Source organism: Providencia sp. 2.29 (assembly GCF_015832305.1).
GTDB classification, from domain to species: Bacteria; Pseudomonadota; Gammaproteobacteria; order Enterobacterales; family Enterobacteriaceae; genus Providencia; species Providencia stuartii.
On record NZ_CP065420.1, the window covers coordinates 877,089 to 898,965 of the forward strand.

The 21,877-nt window shown below is 45.0% G+C and carries 22 protein-coding genes and 3 pseudogenes; 10 read left to right on the forward strand and 15 right to left on the reverse strand.

Translation table 11 applies throughout. From position 1 onward, the window contains the following. The first annotated feature begins 448 nt into the window (after nt 1–448). From I3B46_RS03795 to I3B46_RS21650, 8 genes are all read left to right on the forward strand, one after another. Entirely contained in the window at nt 449–805 is a 357-nt protein-coding gene (locus I3B46_RS03795; RefSeq protein ID WP_163762235.1) for a helix-turn-helix domain-containing protein, read from the forward strand. Nucleotides 806–871: 66 nt separating this feature from the next. Beyond that, entirely contained in the window at nt 872–1,489 is a 618-nt protein-coding gene (locus I3B46_RS03800; RefSeq protein WP_163761921.1) for a hypothetical protein, read from the forward strand. An 11-nt stretch (nt 1,490–1,500) separates the two neighbouring features. Then, nucleotides 1,501–3,954, forward strand: a complete 2,454-nt coding sequence (locus tag I3B46_RS03805; protein WP_004927154.1) for a fimbria/pilus outer membrane usher protein — start codon at nt 1,501–1,503, stop codon at nt 3,952–3,954. Beyond that, entirely contained in the window at nt 3,944–4,699 is a 756-nt protein-coding gene (locus I3B46_RS03810) for a fimbria/pilus periplasmic chaperone (RefSeq protein WP_004927157.1), read from the forward strand. The genes I3B46_RS03805 and I3B46_RS03810 overlap by 11 nt, the downstream gene beginning before the upstream one ends. A gap of 125 nt (nt 4,700–4,824) precedes the next feature. Beyond that, on the forward strand, nt 4,825–5,307 hold the full coding sequence (locus I3B46_RS03815) for a DUF5462 family protein (RefSeq protein WP_147441381.1): 483 nt from the start codon (nt 4,825–4,827) through the stop codon (nt 5,305–5,307). Between the two features lie 112 nt (nt 5,308–5,419). Further along, nucleotides 5,420–6,220 carry a hypothetical protein gene (locus I3B46_RS03820; protein ID WP_004927161.1) on the forward strand — a complete coding sequence of 267 codons (801 nt, stop codon included), beginning with the start codon at nt 5,420–5,422 and terminating at the stop codon, nt 6,218–6,220. Nucleotides 6,221–6,231: 11 nt separating this feature from the next. After that, a complete protein-coding gene (locus I3B46_RS03825; RefSeq protein WP_004916916.1) occupies nt 6,232–7,182 on the forward strand; it encodes a hypothetical protein in 951 nt (316 codons plus the stop codon). A gap of 63 nt (nt 7,183–7,245) precedes the next feature. After that, on the forward strand, nt 7,246–7,431 hold the full coding sequence (locus I3B46_RS21650; RefSeq protein WP_154628737.1) for a hypothetical protein: 186 nt from the start codon (nt 7,246–7,248) through the stop codon (nt 7,429–7,431). Nucleotides 7,432–7,495: 64 nt separating this feature from the next. Here I3B46_RS21650 and I3B46_RS22630 read toward each other — a convergent pair. From I3B46_RS22630 to I3B46_RS03840, 3 genes and pseudogenes are all read right to left on the reverse strand, one after another. Then, nucleotides 7,496–7,657, reverse strand: a pseudogene (locus I3B46_RS22630) (transposase); the annotation flags it as partial. Further along, a complete protein-coding gene (locus I3B46_RS22275) occupies nt 7,657–8,052 on the reverse strand; it encodes a hypothetical protein (protein ID WP_004927164.1) in 396 nt (131 codons plus the stop codon). The gene I3B46_RS22275 and the pseudogene I3B46_RS22630, both read right to left, overlap by 1 nt. Beyond that, nucleotides 8,036–8,764: an RHS repeat domain-containing protein gene (locus I3B46_RS03840; RefSeq protein ID WP_121875210.1), complete on the reverse strand. Its 729-nt coding sequence runs from the start codon at nt 8,762–8,764 to the stop codon at nt 8,036–8,038. Before I3B46_RS03840 ends, I3B46_RS22275 begins: the two co-directional genes overlap by 17 nt. 214 nt (nt 8,765–8,978) lie before the next feature. On the opposite strand from I3B46_RS03840, the pseudogene I3B46_RS03845 reads away from it, so the two are divergent. Then, nucleotides 8,979–9,074, forward strand: a pseudogene (locus I3B46_RS03845) (IS5/IS1182 family transposase); the annotation flags it as partial. Nucleotides 9,075–9,084: 10 nt separating this feature from the next. Here the strand turns inward: I3B46_RS03845 and I3B46_RS03850 are convergent. The 12 genes and pseudogenes from I3B46_RS03850 to I3B46_RS03905 form a co-directional block, all read right to left on the reverse strand. Next, nucleotides 9,085–9,516 carry a hypothetical protein gene (locus I3B46_RS03850; protein WP_042117394.1) on the reverse strand — a complete coding sequence of 144 codons (432 nt, stop codon included), beginning with the start codon at nt 9,514–9,516 and terminating at the stop codon, nt 9,085–9,087. Further along, nucleotides 9,516–10,115 carry an RHS repeat-associated core domain-containing protein gene (locus I3B46_RS21655; RefSeq protein WP_071599683.1) on the reverse strand — a complete coding sequence of 200 codons (600 nt, stop codon included), beginning with the start codon at nt 10,113–10,115 and terminating at the stop codon, nt 9,516–9,518. Before I3B46_RS21655 ends, I3B46_RS03850 begins: the two co-directional genes overlap by 1 nt. Nucleotides 10,116–10,124: 9 nt before the next feature. Further along, nucleotides 10,125–10,208: pseudogene (locus I3B46_RS22635) on the reverse strand (RHS repeat domain-containing protein); the annotation flags it as partial. Nucleotides 10,209–10,395: 187 nt separating this feature from the next. After that, nucleotides 10,396–10,824, reverse strand: a complete 429-nt coding sequence (locus I3B46_RS03860) for a hypothetical protein (protein ID WP_004916875.1) — start codon at nt 10,822–10,824, stop codon at nt 10,396–10,398. 45 nt (nt 10,825–10,869) lie between these two features. Further along, the gene (locus I3B46_RS21665; RefSeq protein WP_004927185.1) at nt 10,870–11,748 is read right to left on the reverse strand and encodes an RHS repeat domain-containing protein; all 879 of its coding nucleotides are present in this window, start codon (nt 11,746–11,748) and stop codon (nt 10,870–10,872) included. Nucleotides 11,749–12,432: 684 nt separating this feature from the next. Then, nucleotides 12,433–12,738 (reverse strand): hypothetical protein, encoded by a 306-nt coding sequence (locus tag I3B46_RS03875; RefSeq protein ID WP_004927190.1) that lies wholly within the window; start codon nt 12,736–12,738, stop codon nt 12,433–12,435. Nucleotides 12,739–12,753: 15 nt separating this feature from the next. After that, complete coding sequence (locus I3B46_RS03880) at nt 12,754–17,016, reverse strand: RHS repeat-associated core domain-containing protein (RefSeq protein ID WP_196993148.1); 4,263 nt, start codon at nt 17,014–17,016, stop codon at nt 12,754–12,756. A gap of 5 nt (nt 17,017–17,021) precedes the next feature. Next, nucleotides 17,022–17,447 carry a DcrB-related protein gene (locus I3B46_RS03885; RefSeq protein ID WP_004927193.1) on the reverse strand — a complete coding sequence of 142 codons (426 nt, stop codon included), beginning with the start codon at nt 17,445–17,447 and terminating at the stop codon, nt 17,022–17,024. 781 nt (nt 17,448–18,228) lie between these two features. Next, nucleotides 18,229–18,846: an inovirus Gp2 family protein gene (locus I3B46_RS03890; RefSeq protein WP_004927197.1), complete on the reverse strand. Its 618-nt coding sequence runs from the start codon at nt 18,844–18,846 to the stop codon at nt 18,229–18,231. Between the two features lie 362 nt (nt 18,847–19,208). After that, nucleotides 19,209–19,793: a resolvase gene (locus tag I3B46_RS03895; RefSeq protein WP_183124535.1), complete on the reverse strand. Its 585-nt coding sequence runs from the start codon at nt 19,791–19,793 to the stop codon at nt 19,209–19,211. A gap of 39 nt (nt 19,794–19,832) precedes the next feature. Then, on the reverse strand, nt 19,833–20,570 hold the full coding sequence (locus tag I3B46_RS03900; protein ID WP_004927201.1) for a hypothetical protein: 738 nt from the start codon (nt 20,568–20,570) through the stop codon (nt 19,833–19,835). A 165-nt stretch (nt 20,571–20,735) separates the two neighbouring features. After that, a complete protein-coding gene (locus I3B46_RS03905) occupies nt 20,736–20,942 on the reverse strand; it encodes a helix-turn-helix transcriptional regulator (protein WP_004927203.1) in 207 nt (68 codons plus the stop codon). Between the two features lie 126 nt (nt 20,943–21,068). Here I3B46_RS03905 and I3B46_RS03910 point away from each other — a divergent pair, with 126 nt between their 5' ends. Beyond that, nucleotides 21,069–21,842 carry a hypothetical protein gene (locus tag I3B46_RS03910; RefSeq protein ID WP_004927206.1) on the forward strand — a complete coding sequence of 258 codons (774 nt, stop codon included), beginning with the start codon at nt 21,069–21,071 and terminating at the stop codon, nt 21,840–21,842. Nucleotides 21,843–21,877: the final 35 nt, after the last annotated feature.

Consider the following 21,877-nt stretch of genomic DNA (forward strand, 5'->3'; position numbering starts at 1 on the left):
GCGATCAACAATATTCTCTTGATAGGCAGTACCTATCATTCAGATTCTATCAAATGGTATAAACGTCTTTTCCCTTTTAAAGGGTACGCCTATATTTATATCAAGTAAAAACGAGGGTGAATATAAAAACCAATAATTAAGATTTAATCTTAATTATATTTTGGGGTGTTTTTATTTAATATTCAACTCTGTTTCGCTTGCTTGTTTTTTTATTTTCATTATCACACTCGATGAGCGATCTCTTTATTTTTATTGGTACGCACTTTTTTGTTTTTATATTTATTTCTCGTTGCCATCATTTTTTGATGATCATGATGCTATTAAGAATAATGCATTTATCTGAGGGCGAAATTGACTGTTTTATTTATCCGTCTAATAAGATGAGTGAATAAATCCAATACTCGGCTCGCCCATTTTTTTTAACCGTGTTTGTTTCTCGGAGGTCATGATGACATCAACCACGAAGGCAACTTTAGCGATTTCACCCGAAAATTATTTTGGCCATCCGCCAGAGAAAAGAATAACAGCAAAACAACTCAACGAAGCGACAGGGTTATTTATTCGACAAAAACGCATTGAATTGGGGTTGAATGGGGCAGATTTGGGGCGTTTATTGAATGTCAGCCAACAACAAATCTCCCGTTATGAGCGCGGTATCACCTCCTTAACCCTTCATCAGTTAGAGCAGTTTTTACGTGCGCTTGCGGTGTCATGGGAAAGCTTTATTCGTGAGGTCATTCATCCGCTTTGCCTGATATCGCAAGATGGGCAAGGAAAGCTCGTTACTGAGTCCCCCTTCTTATAAATGGGTTGCAGGGTAGCCGTCATTTTAGCGCGCTAAATGCGCATGACATTGTGAAAGAGGTAACAAATGGGCAAACAAGGTAAAGCGCGATGGCAGTATTTATTGAGTGTCATTGGCATGGGGTTACCTGCGGGGGTGTTCGCCAGTGTGACGAACACCACGACACTCACAGCGACCATTGTGGCCTCCTCCTGTGTGGGGGAAATTTTGACTCTAAACTCATCCGGTCGGGCAGCAGGCAATGCCGGTACGGTTGATTTTGGGGTTATTAACCCCAAAAGTCGCGCCGCGCCGGTACGTCAGTTTTCATTGCGGTTATCGGAAGTGGTGGGCGGAAAAACGGGATGCAGTGCGTTTGAAGCTTACGGCCGTCAATACCCCATGGCGACACTGAGCTTTGGGGATGCGGGCAATACGCAGTTGGATGAAGCGGGGGTGATATTGCGTTATGACGACGGCAGCGACACGCACATGCGGGTTCGAGTCAGTCCGCTCAATGCGGAAGGTACCTTCCCCACCGCTGGGGCGCCGGGGTACGTGACAGCCACTCATGCGCAAGTGACCTACCCCATTCCCTTTGCAGTCAAAGGAATGTTTGATTTTCAGGCGATATTGAGTGAGTGGCAGGCGGCGAAGTCCGGTGCATTTAGTGGGACATTGACGGTCACCGTCGTGTACCGATAAGGAAATCTTCCGTGAACAGACTCTCTAAAAACAACAATAATTATCGATGTGTTTGGGCTATCGGGCTGTCATTGGCCTTCACCGGCGCCAGTTGGGCCACGACAGCAGAGGAAGCCTCCCCCTCAGCAACGGCGACCATCGCTGAAAGTGGGCAGGCTGCGCCAGACGAAACAGAGGATGGCGCCCTAAATTTGAATTTTATGCAAGGCGGTGGCGCACAGGCGGCGGCATTTTTATCAACAGCGAACCGTTACTTCCCGGGGCGTTACTGGGTGGATGTGCAGGTCAATGGTGAGCCAGTTGGTAAACGTGTTTTGACGGTGACACCGCAAGAGCAGTCGGCCTTGTGTCTCTCACCAGAATGGTTAGCGGACGTGCAAGTGTATTTGCGTCCGGCGTTTTACCAATCGACCTATCAAGCTGCGCGTCAGTGTTATGTCCTTGATGAGCAAGCCAATACGCAGGTGGTGTTTGATTTGGCCACCCAGACATTGAACTTGGCGATACCGCAAGCGGGATTAGCCAAAGCGGGGGATGCTCTGGATTGGGAGTTTGGTAACAGTGCTCTGCGCATGAACTACAACGCCAACGCCAATAAAAACCAAGACGGCGTGGATTATTACGGGTCGGGGTCGTTACTGGCGAACGTGGGGGAATGGATAGTCAACGGCAGTGCGTCGTTAACTCAAGATGACCAAACGGTCTCGGTGTTCACGGCTTCCAAAGCCCTTTTATCGCTGCAAGCGGATTTAGTGATGGGGAAAACGGGGGTGAGCAGCGGTGAGCTGGGGGGGTTATCGACCTACGGTTTGACGTTAAGCAGTAACCCATCGATGCGCCGCCAAACACGCGGCTATACCCCCGTGTTCAGCGGTACAGCGCAAGGGCATGCGCGGGTGACGTTACGTCAAGGCAACACGATTTTATATTCAGAAATGGTGCCACCGGGTCCGTTTAGTATCAATGATGTGACGGTGCTCAATGGGGGCGATGTGGTGATGACCGTGACGGAAAATGACGGCACCACCACCCGAGAGGTGTTCCCCATTACCCTTATTAGCGGGCAGATATCACCGGGGGAGCACGAGTATTCCGTATCGGTGGGGGTGATTGATAACGACAACCCAGAAGGTACCCCGACAGGAGGATTAGCCGCCTTTAGTTACGGTTACGGGTTGGATTATCTGTCACTGCGAACAGGCGCCCTGCTCGGCAGTCAGTTTACCGGTGTCACGGGGGAAGTGACATCACAGCTCGGGTCATTGGGTTCGGTCTCGTTGGCGCTTTCGGGGACGCAATCGCGCTATGACGAGGGCAACCGACAGGGACACAAAAATACCCTGACCTACGCCAAGAGCTTTGATACTGGCACCTCGGTGCGCGTGGGGTATAACCGCCTGAGTGAGCAGTATGACACGCTTGGGGAATACAACGATACCGATTACGCCCGTTTTGCCGAGCGCCAACGCTTGAAGCAGGACATCTCGCTAGGGTTCAGTCGACCGCTGTGGCGCGGAGCCACGTTGTCGGTGAATGGTTGGCAACGGGAATATTGGCGTCGGGATGATAAGCAACGTGGGGTGACGGGGAACTTTTCTACCCGTGTCGGTCCGGTGAGTGTGTCATTAGCGGGGTCACAGTATAAAACGGGCAATGACAGCCAATACAGTTTTTCGACGTCGGTCTCGATCCCATTTTCCGTGTTTGACCATGAATTTAATACGTTTGCGTCGATGTCTGGCAGTAAATCGGGAAGCAACAGCTACTCCGCAGGGGCATCAACCAATTTAACTGACCGCTGGTCGCTATCCGCCAATGAAAGTTGGGGCGGGGATGGCAATTTGGGCACCCAAACCAGTGTGTGGACCGCCTATGACGGACGGCTGGCACAACTCAGTGGCCAGATGACCCACACGGACAATGGCACGTTGGGGTCGGGGTCGGTGAGTGGCTCGGTGATGTATTTAGCGGCAGACAACAGTGTTTTACTGGGGAAAAACATCTCTGATACGGTGGCGGTGGTGCATGTGCCGGGCGGGCAAGGGGTATCGATGTTGGGCGGTCTGGATAAGGCTGACCGCAATGGCAACCTGATGGTGCCACTGAGCAGTTATCAGCTCAACACGTTGAGCATTGATGCGAGTACGTTGCCGGCCAATACAGAGTTAGCTGTGACCAGCAAACCGTTGAAGCCGACACAAGGCTCGGTGACTTACGTGCCGTTTGAAGCGATGACGGTGAAACGGTATTTACTGCAAGTGAAACGCCCTGATGGGCAATTTATCCCCGCGGGCGAATGGGGTTACAGCGAATCGGGGGCGCCCTTGGGCTTTGTGAGTCATAACGGCGTGATATTAATCAACTCTGTCGATACGTTAACGGCGGTGCGGTTTTCTGACTGCTCGGTTGCGGGGACGCAATTGACGGATTCAAATCGATTACAAGAGGTAGTGTGTGAATATTAAACGATTAAGCATGGGAGTATTGGCAGCCCTGAGTCTGATGACGGCATCATCGGCCTGGGCGGCATTATCTGTAGACCAGAGCCGTTACATTTTTGAAGGGGATAAGGACGCGGTATCGATAGTGGTGGAAAACGCCTCCCCGAAAACTTACGGCGGGCAAACGTGGATAGAGAATATCAAAGAAGTCGATACCCGACCGACGTTTGTGGTGACGCCCCCGTTTTTCAAAGTCGCCGGTAACGGCAAGCAAGTGTTGCGGGTGATTAAAGCGTTAGAGCAGATGCCGGAAGATAAAGAATCGATTTACTGGGTGAGTTTACAAGAAATTCCTCCGCTGAATAAAGACGGCGGTTTATCGGTGGCGCTGCGCACCAAGGTGAAACTGCTCTATCGCCCAGCCAGTTTGATGAAAGACCGCAAAGGCGCAGAGTCCGGTCTCTCGGTGAAGACGGTGGACGGGAAAACCGAATTGGTGAACAGCACGCCGTACATTTTTGCCATTGCGGATGTGTTGGGGGAAAACGATACCCCGTTAGCCTTTGACCAGAAGCAACACGAGGCTTTAGCGATGTTTACGCCAGGGGATAGCGTGACGTTACCCAAAGGCACCACGGCGAAAAAAGTGGTGTCGATAGATGATTTGGGGCACTTGGGGACGCACGTGTTAACGGGCAAAACTGCCGTGACATCGGACGCTAAACCCGAGGCGGCATTGCCGGCACCAGCGACCCCTGAGAAAAAATAAACGGAACCCCGTTACCCCTTGTACAGGAAAAGGAGCACACCATGACACAACAGGCGGCGTTATCACACCCAACCCCTCGCGCGAAATATCGCCGGAGAGGGCGAGCTTGGGTGCTGGGGATGATAATGAGTACGTTAAGTTTTGGTGTGCTCGGTCAGGCAAAGGAAAACCAGCGCGTGGAAGCCCTTGGGGTCGTGAACGGCAATATGACCGCACGTAACACACAAGTGGACATTACGGTGTTTTTGTCAGGGCAACCGCTGTTTCAGGTGACAGAGGCACCAGAAGCTATTGGGGTGTTAACCCTTGAGCAGACACGCTTGGTGTCAAAAGACGGTAACACGTTTCGGGTACAGCAGGAGCTGACACTGTCGGACGGCACGCAAGGTTCGGTGTTGTTACCGGTTCAAGTGCGCGTGAATGGCAAACCTGTCACGGCCTCAGTGACGGAAAGCAGTTTGGGGGTGGTGGTGACGTTACCGTCGCCTGCTCAAACGGTGGACTTGGTGCCTGCGGGGGCGGTGCAGCTGACCGTGCCCGTAGGTTACCGAGGCGACTTAAACACGCAGTGGCGCGTCACGGGTGAGGCGTCATTGTTAACAGAGTGATGATAGTCATCATCGTAAGGTGCTGCCCCTCGTGCGGTGTGAGAGCAACACGGGGGACAGCAAAGGCAGGACGATATCATGCCTAGGGACAGGCTAACACAAAGGAAAGACCATGAAAAAATATAATTTAGGTGTAATGGCCGTGGCATTGGCCGGGGCCTTGACCAGTGTGGGTGCCTTAGGGGCAACCGGTGTGGGGGCAATTAATCATGATATTCGCTTCGGCGGCATCATTGCAGAGAACGCCCCAAAATGGGTGTGGAGCTTACCGCAAAACACTGTGCGTATTGACCTAAGAGACGGGGATGGCGTTGTTGATACAGCGTCCAGTACCAAAGTGTGGGACATCATGCAAAACCGTCAACCGTACCGCTTCTTAGAAGGGTATATGGAGCCGACGGTCAATGGCTCAGTGATGTTGGGCCTGAATCCGGACGTAAAATACCTGCAAGATGGCGCTGAAGTGACACCGACCTATGACACCACCAATGCCACGTTACTGCCGTTAAAAGCGACGGGGAACAAAGACACCACGCCAGTGGACGGCCACTTAGAGTTAACCTTGCAGCCGGTGTTACTGCTGGCCCAAGCCGAGAATGCCGGTGACACAACCCTTATCGGGAAACCGTTGGCGGGTGTGGGGGTGACGCAAGCGGATGTGAATGCGACACAAGCTTACAACAACGCCATAACGAAGCTAGCGAGCCAGCAAAGTAAAGTGGGCGCGACTAGGATTACTTATGACATGAACACGCCATGGCCGGCAAACACGCTTAATGACGGTACCGAAGTGAAGCTACCGATGATTGGGGGCTATGCCTCAACCATGACGGCTGGGAAATTGAGCTTTCCGCAAGACACCCCTGTCAGTCAATGGGAAAGTGTTATCACGGTCCAGGTCCAGTATAAATAAGGAATAACCACATGAAAAACATCAAAAATCTTATCGCAATCGCGGTGGCAGCGGCAATCATGAGCCCGATGGCAGCGATAGCGAACCTCCCACCGGATAACGTGGGTAACGTGACGTATATGGGTAATATCGTCGCCAATAGCCCAATGTGGCAGTGGACGGTGAATGATTATCCGGGTCCGCGTTTGGATGCCAAGCCGAGTGAGGCGACGACAACCGCAGATGGCGTCACCACCTACAAATTAGCCGGACAACCGTTTATCGCCGTGAGTGGTTATTTACCCTCGATGACGGGGATGGTTGGACCTGATACGAACACCATCGGTGTCCGCGATATCACCGAATTCCGCGATGGCAACGGAAGCCCTATCACTGATATCAAATCTTTGGCGGAACCCCAAGCCATGAGTTTTGCCATCAGTGCGGTGTCCACCGATGCAAGCGGAGCACAAGCAGTCGGCAAATTAACATTGAAAGCCACCGAGGTGCGCGGTGGGCGGTACGCGGGAGTAAACAGCAGCGATGGTCGCAAGGTGTTAGCATCGTATGTAGTGACATCCTCAGCGAAGAAAATACCAACACCTGACGGGTCGTGTTTTGTCGGGAACAGTGGACCGGCTTTGACGTTGAGCGGAGAAGGAGCCGATATCAAATTCACAGACGGGTCTAAAACAGCTGCCGCAGCGTACTTGAGTGCGTTGCAGCAAGCCGACGTCACCGGCAATGTCAAGTTGGCGTCTTTAGACGGGTACACGACTAGTCCAGCGACACAATATGCCGTCGGGTGCGAGACCCCTACTACCGAGTTCATGGCGTCGGTGTCTTCACCAACGGCGCACAGGACGTACCATTACATGGCCGCGGCACACATCGTAGAGTTAACGCCCACAGATTTAGAGTTCAATACCCCTGTGCAAGGTGCTTGGAACGCGACGTTAAATGTGACCGCTTACCAGATGTAGGGTTAATAAATATATTGGCCTTGTACACTGGACTAACCCTCTCAGCAAACACTGGCGAGGACGGTGATGCCGATGTGGGGCCATTCAATACGCATTGAACCCATTGTAACCACCGTACGCGGTATTGCGACACGCGCTCCGCTTGTGCCTTGGCTGTCAAGCGGGACGTTTGCTCATAAAGCTGTCGACACCGAGTTCGGTGGTTTGCTAACGCGCGGGGGGCAACCCCCGTTATTCCATTATGGGTAAGCCAAGCGCCCATCCAATCAAACCCTTTACTCACCCGACCGATAAACGTTTTGTCTGGGTGTTGACGAAAACCGAAGGAAGCAAACCATTGATTTAATTGACGGATGGCTTTGCGCAGTTGACCTCGCGTGCGGGTCAAGAGCACAAAATCATCCATGTAACGCACGTAATGCACCCGTTTTTGCGCAAAATACTGATCCATCTCGGTCAGATGTACTGCCGCCATCAGAGGGCTAAGTGCACACCCTCGGGGGATCCTTTTTTAGGCGTATGAATAATCCCACCGAGGTCGACGCAATAATACACATACTGCTCAAGCAGTGACCACAGTGCGGGGTCAGTGATGTATTTTTCACACTGCTCAAGTAAACGCCTTTTATCGATGTTGGCGTAATAGCCTTGAATATCGGTTCGACACACCCAGTGATACGGCGCCTGTGGCCCCGCGGTTAGGGCACGTAACCGTTGAACCGATTTCGGCCCGCCACCATGGCCTTTGAGGGGCTCGCAGGCGCGATGTACGGGCAAAAGCGGGGAGAGGTTCAATTCAAGCCATTTTAACGCGAGCGCATCAGCAGAGGACCAAATCACCCGTGGTGAGCGTTTACCGACACGTTGCATGGAAGCCCAATGGATTAGGTGCATAAGCATACAAATTCATCCCACCCAATAACCCAATCGGATCAGGCATGATAAATCGGCCTATTTGTGGGTCGTAGAATCTGAAAGTATTAAAATGTAATCCCGTTTCATTGTCAAAATACTGTCCGGCATAGCGTAAGTTCTGCTCGAAGGACTCCATTTCACGTTCTGGGTCGGAGTAGAAACTCAATGGGCTACTGCGAACAAAACCAAAACGTTCATATTTCCCTGACCACACGGTGTTGCCTTGTGCATTGGTGACATCAAGTGGGGCACTGTTAATGTCGCAGTGGTGCCAGTAATAACGGTAGCCTGCGGGTTGCTTCACGATAACGGCGAGTGGGGTATAACTGCCGTGTTCTTCGTAGCAATAGGTCTGACATTTACCCGTATTGATATCCTGCTCTTGCAGCAACCGAAGCCCTTGCCACACAAAATGGGTTTCGTGTCGTTTCAGTGTGCCGTGAGCCCGTGATTCGACGACTTTATGAATGCGGCGACCCAGTGCATCGTAGTGATACTGAGCTTTCATGTCACTGGTCTGGGCGATAACTAAACGGTTATCCCCATCATACTGATACGTTTGTTTGACTTGGTTGGGATTTTCGCGTGAAATCACGTTACCATAGGAGTCATGGCGATATTGCCAGCCTTGGAATTGAAGTAGTCTTATGTGATCTATGATGTCCATACAATAATAAAATCATACTGGTCAAAGTTCATCCTTATCAAATTCTCTGCGATCAGATCAACGTATTTGTTTAAACTAATGATGCTTTCTTCTGGGGTCGTATGACCTGAATGAATAATATTTCTACCACCGTCAACTGTGTCACGCATTTTCCAGATGGGGTCATAGTCGCCAACCCCGTTTCTACAGCCTTATGCCTTATTAGATTATTACAATTCTGACCCGATGGGGAAAGAAGACCGAAGATTACGAGGCCATTTTGCATTTTGCCTGTGACCTCATCGCCTGGAATAAAGCTCTATTGAGATAGGCTTTTAGCATCATTTTATCCATTGTTGATATTTCTCTGGGTCATTGATAATTAGTGCTTTTAATTCCTCAAAAACCTCTTTTACTCCGGAAGAATCTGATTTATATTTATCAAAAACAAAAATAATTCCTTTTTCAATATAATCAATTGCATGACATATTCTTTCAGTAAATGAAGTTGATTCTTTGTATGGAATGAATATTACAAATTCAACTTTTTTCTTTTTCGATAACGTTGTTGGCCCCTTAACTAAAGGACTATTACCTCTTGTTGATGTGATAATAAAAACAACAGAATAATCATTTGTTTTGAATAGCTTTTCATAATGTATGATATTTTTATCTAAAGCATCGAGATTATTTTTTAACGGTATTAGTACCGAATTGGTAATATCATAGCTAGTGTCAATTTCAGCATATATCTGGCTAAATAATATTTTCATTAACATTTACCTTGTGGTTTATAGCTTTTTTTGTTGCCTTCTGGAACTTGGTTTGTCTTTTTATAATACTCATCAAGTTTTGCTGTTTCAGCAGCTTTTGCGGCTGTAGTTGTTTTATAACCTTCTTCTATAACAGTACCTGTTATAGTTTTGTCTGGATATAGGTCTTGAAGTTTACGCACTTGTTGATGTAATCGTGTTGGGAGATTAGTACTTTGAGTTACTCTATTTAAATCTGCCTTACCATATTTATAAAGCTGCCCATCGATCTCTATTTTATAAACCCCAAAATTTCCAGTGGCTCCATTAGTATTTAAATGGCTCCAACCCCAAGGATCAATCCAGCCCAATGGATTAGGTGCATAAGCATACAGATTTATCCCACCCAATAACCCAATCGGGTCGGGCATGATAAAACGACCTATCTGTGGGTCGTAGAATCTAAAGGTATTAAAATGTAATCCCGTTTCATTGTCAAAATACTGTCCTGCATAGCGTAGATTTTGCTCAAAGGACTCCATTTCACGTTCAGGGTCGGAGTAGAAACTTAATGGGCTACTGCGAACAAAACCAAAACGTTCATATTTCCCTGACCACACCGTATTGCCTTGAGCATTGGTGACGTCGAGCGGAGCACTGTTAATGTCGCAGTGGTGCCAGTAATAGTGGTATCCGCTTGATTGTTTCGCGATAACGGCGAGTGGGGTATAGCTGCGCTGCCGTACTTTTCGTAACGTAACTTGATATTAACTCTATCGCCAACTTTTCAAACAGTTCGTTTTACCGTAATTTAAAAATATCCTTTTGAAGTTACCCCAATAGTTGGATAACCAATTACTAGGGGGATTTTTATGTCAAAATACATCCTGAGCCTTATTCTTATAAGCGTATCTTTGCGAGAGTATTAACAAAAAGACGGTGTATGTCTGAACAAAACTGAGAGTTTTCAATGAAGTCAGGTAAAATCAAAACATAATAGAAAATATCATCTAACTGTAAATTTATATCATATGGTTCAAAATTTGATTCAGATTCAAACTCAAACAATGTAGCTATTCCATGTAAATTAACTATCTTTGCTTCTATACAAAAACATCCTTTATTATCAAGATCAAGGTTATAGCCAATATCTTCATGATGACGTAACATGTTTTTATCTTTATAAAAAAATAGCGATTCTTCATCGTTGTATGAATTATATTCGTACTGATAATCTATTTTAAGGATTTCATTTTTAAAAAAAGAAAAAACACTTTTCGTTGGTTTGTTCGTATAAAATCCATATAATTCGCCTGTCCATTCAGACATAAAATTCTCCTATGCTACAAATTTTGATGAATGTCATTGATTCAGCTAACAGCGACCATGTGTAACACCACTTTTTATTTTATTATTAGGATCGCGAAGATTTATATTTTCTTGTATGAAAAGACGTTTCACTCCATCCTGCCTGTCAACTCGTTGGATCTTGCTACTATCTATTTCAAAAGAGATATAATGTGTACTCTTTGCATTAGTTAGTCCCATTTGCCCTCTAGCTTTTGATGCATTCAGTTCTTCAGGCGACATTGTTGTCACATATACTGCATTAGGTTTTCCAGATATGGCTCCTTTACCTCGAGCTCCTGGGTCACTCATATTTATAGAACCAGTACCCATAATCCCTTTATATCCATCACTACTTGTGTAGTGATAAACCCTGACAATTTCCCAGCCCCAAGGATCAATCCAGCCCAACGGATTAGGTGCATACGCATACAAGTTCATCCCACCCAGCAATCCAATTGGGTCAGGCATGATAAAGCGGCCTATCTGTGGGTCGTAGAATCTAAAGGTATTAAAATGCAGCCCTGTTTCATTGTCAAAATACTGCCCGGCATAGCGTAGATTTTGCTCGAAGGACTCCATCTCGCGTTCTGGGTCAGAGTAGAAACTTAATGGGCTACTGCGAACAAAACCAAAGCGTTCATATTTCCCTGACCACACGGTGTTGCCTTGAGCATTGGTGACGTCGAGTGGGGCACTGTTAATGTCGCAGTGGTGCCAGTAATAGTGGTAGTCTGTGGGGTGCTTCACGATAACGGCGAGGGGGGTATAGCTGCCGTGCTCTTCGTAGCAATAGGTTTGGTGTTTACCGGTATTGATATCCTGCTCTTGCAGCAACCGTAACCCTTGCCACACAAAATGGGTTTCATGTCGTTTCAGTGTGCCGTAAGCCCGTGACTCAACCACTTTATGAATATGACGACTCAGTGCATTGTTATTTCAAGAAGGCTATGCCTGTAAGGCAAATATTGAAAAGCAGGGTTGCCCCTGCTGATCGTTATGAAAAATATGAAGGTAGAGCGCCTCCTGTAAGTCTAGGTAACCCCTAATAATTCTTTAACCTGATAATCAGAATGTGGGCTTAATGGTGGGTATTTGGTTAAATACATCAAAGAAGACGGGGCACCCCCAACTTATGATGAGATCGGAAAAGCGTTGGGTTATTCAAAAGGTCTGGTCGCACACCGTGTGAGGTTGTTGGCAAAGCGGGATAAAAGCGTGGTTTTTCCCACTTTGTGTTATCAGCCGAAAATCAATAAATTGATTTTCGTAATTTATTTTCAAAACCTATTAGACTTGCCGCCAAACATAATATGTTTGTTAGCAGTCTGAGATGGCAGGTAAAACTGCCTTCTATACTTGTTATTTAGCAATATAAAAATTAAATGCGGTAGCTGTTAAGTAGCGACCATCTGTACCATCATAAATTTTTGCAGCATCAGGCCAAGCAAAATACCGAGTTTCAGGTTTGTCACGATACAATTCACCCGTTTCCCTGTTAATAGCATAAACCTTTTTGGCTCCTTTTTTGAAGATTTTCCAAACGCCCTTAACGAATGCATCTGTTTTTGGGGCTTATTGGATATTTACCTACTCATCAGTAAACGAATAAGCACTCTCACATAAGAGATTTTGTTTTGATAGCGATTCTAACTTTCTGATATCATTTATTATTCTCTCTAATGCTAAATACAAACCTTCTAATTCCTTTATAGATAAATTGTATGTTGCTGCATTCTCGATAATATCTATGCCACTTTTACATTTATCATGTATGTACAACGTTATGAATTTTTCATAATTAGGCAGCTTTATGGTACTTGATACCCCCCCAAAAGAAGTGTTTGAATTTACATCACCAAATAAATAGGTTCCAGTGTATATCTCTTTGGGCATATATAACTCCAGATGTTAACATTTTTTTAATTTAACTTCAGGGTGATTAGGTGATGGCAGCCTTGAACCGCCATCTGTTAGTTTATTATATGTATTTAAACCTTTGCCTTTTTTGTCTATAGCATCTACATTTTTGAGCCCTGCTTGTTGGGCAACGTAAGTCGTACGATTATTTAAGGTTGCATACACCTCTTGCCCATTAGGCATTATTATTTTTTCATAACTAATTTGAAGACCATCTGGTAATTTACCTAGTTTTCTAGTTTCAATGATGGCCTCTTCTACTGTTTTACCTTTCCATGGGCCTTGCGCAAAAATATCCGAAATAGAATTTTGTGTATACCATAAGTCATTAGGATTAATTAATCCTAATGGATCTGTATGTGACAACGGATTCGGTGCATATCGATACAAATTCATCCCACCCAGCAACCCAATTGGGTCAGGCATGATAAAACGGCCTATCTGTGGGTCGTAGAATCTGAAGGTATTAAAATGTAGCCCCGTTTCATTGTCAAAATACTGTCCGGCATAACGTAGGTTTTGTTCGAAGGACTCTATCTTGCGTTCAGGGTCAGAGTAGAAACTCAATGGGCTACTGCGAACAAAGCCAAAGCGCTCATATTTCCCTGACCACACCGTATTGCCTTGTTCGTTGGTGACATCAAGTGGGGCACTGTTAATGTCGCAGTGATGCCAGTAATAGTGGTATCCACTGGATTGCTTCACGATGACGGCGAGTGGGGTATAGCTGCCGTGTTCTTCGTAGCAATAGGTTTGGTGTTTACCGGTATTGATATCCTGCTCTTGCAGCAACCGTAACCCTTGCCACACAAAATGGGTTTCCTGTCGCATTGGCTTGCCATGCGCCCGTGACTCAACCACTTTATGAATGCGACGACCCAGTGCATCGTAGTGATATTGGGCTTTCATGTCGCTGGTTTGGGCGATAACTAAACGGTTATCCCCATCATACTGATAAGTTTGTTTGGCTTGGTTAGGGTGCCCGCGTGAAATCACGTTACCATAGGCATCATGGCGATATTGCCAGCCTTGAAATTGAAGTAGCCTATCCCCTTGTGGGCTTAGGGCAGGCATTGATGGCGTTTGAGCCTCGATTTCTGATTGAGGACGCTCTAACAGATTATCCGCACGGTCATAGAACAGCATGGCATCCATGTTTTCGCCACTGGAGACTTTTTTCAGTCGCTGCTCAGAGTCATACAGGTATTCCACCCAATCCCGATAATGGTCTTCCATCGCGCCAAGGTTATCTTGTTCGTCATAGAACCATTTTCGTGATGAGGCAATGCCGTTGAGTGGATGCGGTTTATTGCGTGAGCTGAAGGTACTTATCGTCCGTCCCAGCTTATCGTACTGTCGATATTGGGTTAGAGCACCTTGGGTACGGCTAATTTCACGGTGCAGGTCATCGCGTTCAAATTCGGTGATTAAGTGCGGGGTGCCGTCGACAAGGTGATTGATGGCAGTGGCATGCCCTGAACCGTAATAGAGCCAGTTTAGGCTGTCACCTTGAGGTAACGTCAGACAGCTCAGATTATTGAGTTCATCGTAAGCAAATTCGACGATATCATCGCCAGTTTGCTCACGGGTAATACGCCCAAGGGCATCGTAGGTAAAGTGAACTTGGTTCGCTTGCAAGCCCATTTCAAGGCCGAGTTGATTCGGTTGCCTCGACGCCACCAACAGGCGGTTTAGGCTATCCCACTGGTACTGATAGCTATCAGTTAATGTTTCCCGTTGAACAAGGTTACCCGCGGGGTCATACTGTAACAACACCGTGCGAGCGGGGGAAGGGAACACGCGGTCGCCTAAACGAGTTTCCTCGGCTAAACGGCCGAAACTGTTATAGCGATATTGCAGCAGTGTATCATCCGGTCTGATTTCCTCGATAAGTCGGCCTTCGGCATCACGGTTGAGTAGGTAACGTCCGCCATTGGCGTTTTCAATTGAAATTAATACGCCTTCAGCATTGTAATGGTAATGAATATGTCGAGCGAGTTTATCAATTTCCGTTGTGACGCGACCGAAGGCGTTGTATTGCCACTGACGCGGGGTATTGTCATTGCGTTGGTGATGGGTGAGGAGCCCCGCGGCATTCCAGGCCAATTGAACGGTAGAATTATCCGGCAACACAATGCGCGTAATGTGTCCTGCATTATCGTAGTGGTACTCTGTGGCTTCATGCAAGGCGTTAGTGTGAGAAACCAAACGACCTTCATCATCATAATGCCAGTAGTGCTGCTTGCCAGAGCAGTCGGTATGACGCAGTAATTGTCCGCGTTTTGTCCAGAGGAACTCGCTGCGCCCCTGTTTGGTATCAATGCGGACGGTGGGGCGCAGTGTAGTTTTAAAGTCATAGCGGTATTCGGTCGTTTGCTCCAGTGGAGAGATTTCTTTGATTAACCGTCCAAAACGGTCATACTCTAAACGTGATTCAGTGCCATCAGGCCAAAAGACAGCAATAAGGCGGTCACGTTCATTTTGGTATTGCCAGCGGGTTTGGTTGCCATTACCATCGGTTAAACTGAGTAATCGCCCGAGTTCATCCCACTCACTGGTTTGGGTATGTCCTTCGGCGTTGCGACAGCCACACGGTAGCCCGCATTCATCCCACAGGAGTTCGGTTTGGATGCCTGTACGGTCAGTATACTGAATAATCTGATAGTCATCATTGAGTTGCCAACAGGCAGTTGTGCCATCATACCAATAAGCGGTGCGTGTGAGATGGATATCATCGTATTCCAGTCGGTAGCTTTCCCCTTCGCTGGTTGTGTTTTCAATCACACGCCACAGGTTATCGTCGGAGAGTTCCCAACGGTACTCGCTGCGTAAACCATATTTATCCGTATGCCACGCCATGATGCCAGCATCTGTCCAACCAAATTGGCGGTAAGGGTGGTCTGTGTGCTGTTCGACACGTACCAGTTGGGCGTGTTCGTTATAAAAATAAGCACATTGACGGCGACGAGCTTGATTGGCGTTTACCTGATACACGGCTGTGAGACGTGATACCGTTTTTTCTTCAAACGGAAAGGATTGGTATTCACAAACGATATTCAGGTCACCGCAACCGGTAATGTGAATGAGTTGATGCTGTTCGTTGTAGTGGAAACGTTGCTCATTACCGACATTATCTATGACGTGGCTTAAGCGGCTGCGACCTTCGGTATCAAAAGGGGGGTAATGATAACGCAGTTCACCTGCATCCTGAAACGTCCAACTGTCATCGTCATTGTGGATCATCCAGCCTTGGGCAGCCTCACAAAAGCTACGATACCCTAGTGGGATGTCTGGAAACGGAAGGATGTCACCCGACAGGTTTTGCCAAACAAAGCCGTCTTCGGTTTTAATCAATTGGGTTTCCCAAAAGAAACTCCAGCCTCGACCCAATACACCCTCATAACAATAACTGCTTAAATAGTTGCGTTGCCAGTGAAGCGGTAATTCAGACTCATAGGTAAAATCCAGCTCATCCTCACCGTTTAATACTTTCTGCCCACCAATCACCTCCACAGGGCGAGTGAGTATGCCGATTGCGGGGATTGCCATGCTCATCGCTGTAAGTACCGTTCCATAACGACAGAAGAAACGGCTAATTTTGGCGCTGCCTGGTAATTTGCTCCACAGCTTTGCCACCGCGCTGGGGCCTTTCGCCACTCCTCCACCAAAGCTTAAAAATCCCGCAAATAACATGGTTAAATCAGAGGCCGTAGTGACCCAAGACGGAATTTCAGGCTCTATATCTTCAGTGGCTTGCGTACCGCCGCCAATTCTGACATTGGGAGAGCCTTCCATCACGGTGGCATCACAGGTGGTTTTATCACCGACCCGAGAGGCTGGGAACCCATTGATATACACCGAGCCAGAGCCTTCTGCCATTTGACGGAGGCTATTTTCCTTATCGCACTTGACGTCACTGCGAGTGGAAATGGCGGCGGCCTTACCGTTAATTCGTACATTGTGAGAGCCTGTTTTGATTTCCCCGCAGGGGCTTAAGGATTTAGATCCCGTTTCAACACATTTATCCCGTGCCCATTCCGCTAGCTTAGCTGTGCCATACCCAATTGCTACTGAAGCTCCAATAGCAAAAAAACCGATACCAACACAACTTGTTCCAATGCCAATCCCCATCAAGGCACCAGAGATGACTGCGCCTCCTATGGCGATAGCGGCACCTAATACCGTACCGACAAGCATTCCCCACATTGATTTGGAGTGACCGATAATATCCCCGACTCTGGCGGCTTCTGGCATGGCGATTACCCTCTTGGTTGAAAGCTAAGCAGGAGGGTGTTCATCCACGCCCATTGCTCATCATTAAAGGCGTTCGGCGATGACATTGTAAAAATCAGGGTTTGGGTATCACTGAAAGGGTAAACGGCCTGAATTTGATAGACTTGCTGCTTTTTGTTCGGGCGGTAGCGTGAACTAATAAGGTGGCCGTGAATACCATTCTCACCGAGCACCGAAGGCTTTTCTTCAAGGAGTTGCCAATCTTTCAAGGAACGTTGCAAAAGTTGCTTTTGGCGAGCAACATAGTCATCAAAGGTTTCATCAGCGGGTTTGTCATCCCGAGAAATGTTAACCGCATTGCCAGTGGGGGAAATCAAGATGTTGACAGTTTGTTCTTTGTAGCCCTCAGGCAGGCTGATGCTTCCTTCTGTGAATAAACAACGTTGCTTCATGTACGTAATCCTTTGTTTTTTTATATGGTTTGTTGAAGGGTAAATATTAATGTAATAGTGAAAGTTATTAGATTAAAACGAAATTTATAGGCTACTATGTCACATAAATCAAATTATCAACATTATTGAATGGTTGTAAATATAAAATAGTTGTGAGGCTTTATGATTAAGAGCCTATCTCGATAGGTGATACAAACAGTATTTTAAGCAGCTGGTATTAACGTTTAAAGACGATAGATACTGCATCAGCAAACATCAGTTCTCTAAAGTTATTTATTTGTCAACTCCCTATTGAGATAGGTTCTAAATAAAGAAAATAGGATAATTAATGTTGATTATGCATGGAAATCAATGCTGGGACTTATCGAGGCCCAACTCCAAGCTTTGGATATATTCCATTATTAAAGTATTCTGTTTGATTAAAGCAAAGCAGCTGGTGAAAATCACATACACACTGAAAGTGATCCAGTTTTTCATGTAGAAATTAGTCTTATACGCCAGTATTGCTCTGAGCATAAAGTCATGGATTTATCCTATTACACCCTGTATACCAGCTGTGAACCCTGATGTATGTATCCTGTTTAGTGATGGAATCAACTAGGTCGTATGGTTTATAGCCTTTCTCATAATAAGTTTGCTGAAATAGTAGGTTTTAACAGTATGTTAGGGAGTGATGAAATCTTTGCTAAAAGCCCCTTAGGCCCTAAAGTTGTCAAAGGGAGCTTAAAGGGGCAAGCTGTTTCAAAAGGCAGGTAGTGGGCGCTACCTGCCTAAGTCGCTTCTAGTACTGACTATAGCCTATCGTACGGTAATTCGAACTGTAGTGTTTAGAATATTCTTTAGCTAGGTAATTTAATCGTTCTATTACGGTATTATAGTCATCGCTAAAGGATAAGGCTTCTTGATTTAAACAGTACCGACAGTTCTCAGGGTAGTGAACTAATGGACCAGTATCAATAATAGGGTCTAATTCGAGCTGTAACGCACTGTACCACGCTGTGGTAATCATCGTCCGTAAACTAGGTATATTTAAGTCATAGTCTCCTAGATGATAGTAGGCGTCTTTATTGAAGATTAATGCACAGTGGTAGTGAGGGAGGTATCCATCTACGAGTTCTTTTACCCAGATGTAACGTAAACGGTTAGGGTAAACGCGTATCCCTTGACGAGCTCTACGGTGTTGATCGTGTTTAAGCTTTGCATTTAAGGAGTTCATAAAACGGGTGATAGGAGAGCCTTCAGTGTTAGGGAAACAGTTTGGCATATCCCCATATTCATCCATCATAGGGAAATGGAGATCTACTCGTATCACAGTAATACGAGGGTGGGCTTGTAAGGCACAATCTAAAGTTTCTGTAATCGCACCTTGGTAACCCGGGTTGTATTCTTTTTTAGACATAATGATCCCTTAGGGTAATTTAAAATTACCCTTTCGTATGAATGTTATGAGTTATAAGGGACAGATAATGCGGTTATCTGATCCCTTATGGTTTATTGGGTCTGTTATTATTTACCCTGTAAATTTAAATATTATTAATCTATAGATTAATAAGGTTGTTTTATTTCTATATCCCCTCTTGTTGATATTAGATTACAGCCAGTATTGTATGTGATTGTATAGATATCTAAGATATGGGTTATATTAGTAAATATATTTAGGTTACATGGTTGTTAATATATATTACCTTTCCAACATCAATAATATCGATAATACCCCACCAATACTGAATTGGTAGATAAATAATCACTCTGTAGTTAGTGTTATTCAAATAGTCTTTTTTTCCAATGTCGTTTTACAGTAGAAAGGCTAATATTAAAATGTTTAGCTACCTCTCGTTGTTTATATCCTTTGCACCTCATTTCATAAATTGCTTTTTTATAGACACTCCCTTCCGGTCGTCCTAATATTTTTCCTTGCTGTAATGCCCTCGCATGTCGTCTGTCGAGTTTCATTTTTTCATAATTATCCTCAATGGTTTTTAATTGAGATAACATCTCAGTTAAAGAGATATTGAGTTCTAATATATTGCGGCCTAAGTCGTTAAGGAAGAGTAATGTCATCCCCAAAGATTGACAGCGTTGTATGACATAAGCGATTTGTTGTGTGTTATTTCCCAAATCATAGAGCGTCCTTGTAATTAATACGTCATCAGGTGTAAATACCCTATCAATATAATGCATCAATTGTCTCGGTAGCTCAGTGATATCCGCGAGCGATTGATGCTCTACAATAATTCGCTCCTTTTTCATCGGACAGGTGCTAGCGATATCGATTAGGCATTGCTCAACCTCCTGTAGGCTAGAATGGCTATTTTGAACGACTCTAAAATACGTATAATGGCTCATTTGCTTACCTTAAGGGTCATAAAACGAATTAATGACCGGTTACAGTGGATTTATGATAATCGTATTAGGACTGCAATCTGTTTTCCTATTCACTTGCGTTTTATCGATCACGCCAATCAAAACGCACTGATTGTTTGTGTGATAAATAGGAATGAAAGCCGCATAAGTGCCTTTCAATATTATTTGATTTTTTTTGAATGCGCCCTCTGTCCCATGAAAAACAATATCCTTTATCGGAACATGAATAATTGCATTAAAATCGAATAGATAATTATTGTATTCGGTGTTTCTAATTAATATTGTATTTGAAAAACCTCCTGCTTTATGTAATTTATAATGAACGTGCCTGTCGGTATAAATAAAAATCGCTTTTTGAATGTGCGGTGGATCAATATAATTATTCAGTGTTTCTTGAATATTTTTCTTTTCCTCTGAACCTACTTTGGGATTTTTATAGGTATGAGGGTAAGCATGTTGATCAATAATAATCCCTTTTTCTATTATGTGGGTTTGCCAAATATCTAGCAGGTATTCGGGTAACGAGAATACGGGTGTATCTCCCCATGATGTTCTTGGAATTTTTTTAGGATTAAAGAGTTTGTTTTCTAATTCATTAACCAACTGTGTGTGTTGGTTAATTTCAGTCAATAAGGGATAAGCACTCGTTAATACGCTTGCAATGACGGAAGAGCGCGTTAATTTATGCTTAAGACAGTATTCATCAATGGCTTTTAAGCTTGATTCATCTTTTATGGTAATAGAGATCCGTTGGGACATGTGATGTTCCTATTGTTTAAGGCTAGTTAATATAAAAATCAATTATCATTGAATTGTCATCATTCAATGGAGTGATGCTATTTGGGATTAATGTTTTAACTTCTTCACAAAAATTATTACTCTTGACTTAATATCCTTTATAACACTGCTATAGTCACATTTATTCTAGGGTGATTCTCTAGAGAGTAGCCAGTTATTGATTTCGGATTCAATCCATCCAACAGATTGGCGTCCTAAGCGTTTTTGCTTTGGAAATGTGGGATCATAACGGGGTGAATGGGGATTCATCCAGTCATACAGTGTTGAACGCGCAACACCAATTTGTTGGATTACTGCGGGTAAGCGCAGAATTTTGATATTAGATGTGTTCATCCTACGTAAGCCTCTATGAGTGTGTATGGGATAAGAAATAGAATAATGAAATAAATCGGCTAGAAACAGGTAAGGGCTAATCTCTTTTTTTTTACAAGCCTACTTTTTGTAAGGGCATTATTTTAAATGAATGAATTAAAAGATATTTATGATATTTTGATAGAAAAATATAATGAGCAAAGGAAAATCGCCCTAGAGATGACTTCTGCTTGTAAATGGTTATCTCCCTCAGTAAAAAAAGAAGTTGTCGAGATTCTTTCAGGTGATAGCAAAAAGGTTCAGGAATGGGTAGATATGTATAAGGCGAATTTTTTCGATAAAAAAGGTCATGTTAGTAAGCATGCAGTCAGCGAGATAAGAGTAAGAGAATATATGATGATGTTTCGCTCATCAGGCGAAGGATTAAATCATTACACTAAGGCATTATTTTTATGGATTGGTATCAATAAATCGTGGTCGGAATTTTGTTGGGATTTTGATAAGAAAGCCGCAGTTGAAGCGTTGATTGTTGCTATTTGCCGTTTAGCCAAACTGGGGTCAATTGAGGGTTATCGAGAGCTTTTGAAGATAGAACGAGAGTGCCGTTTGAAGAGGATATCTTCATCAAAAAAAGGCGGTAATGTCGTTGCTGAATTAGCGGCGCTTTTTCGTAATGAAGCGATAAGGTTACTTCATCGCGCCAAATCAGATGGTAAGGAATGGAAAAGTAAGAAAAAAGCCGTGGAAGCAATAGAAAATGAGTTGTGGCAATTTATTGAGACTAAAAGAAAAGAAGGGCATAAAACGTTACTAAAACAAGAATCTTTGAATGATGCAGTTTTACGTTGGGCAAAATGTCATGATGATCTTCGGTTTGCGTTGGAAAATGTTGTAAAAAACAAAAAAACAAGGCGTGATTAGTATTTGATGAAAGAAAGCTAGCTAAATAGATTAGC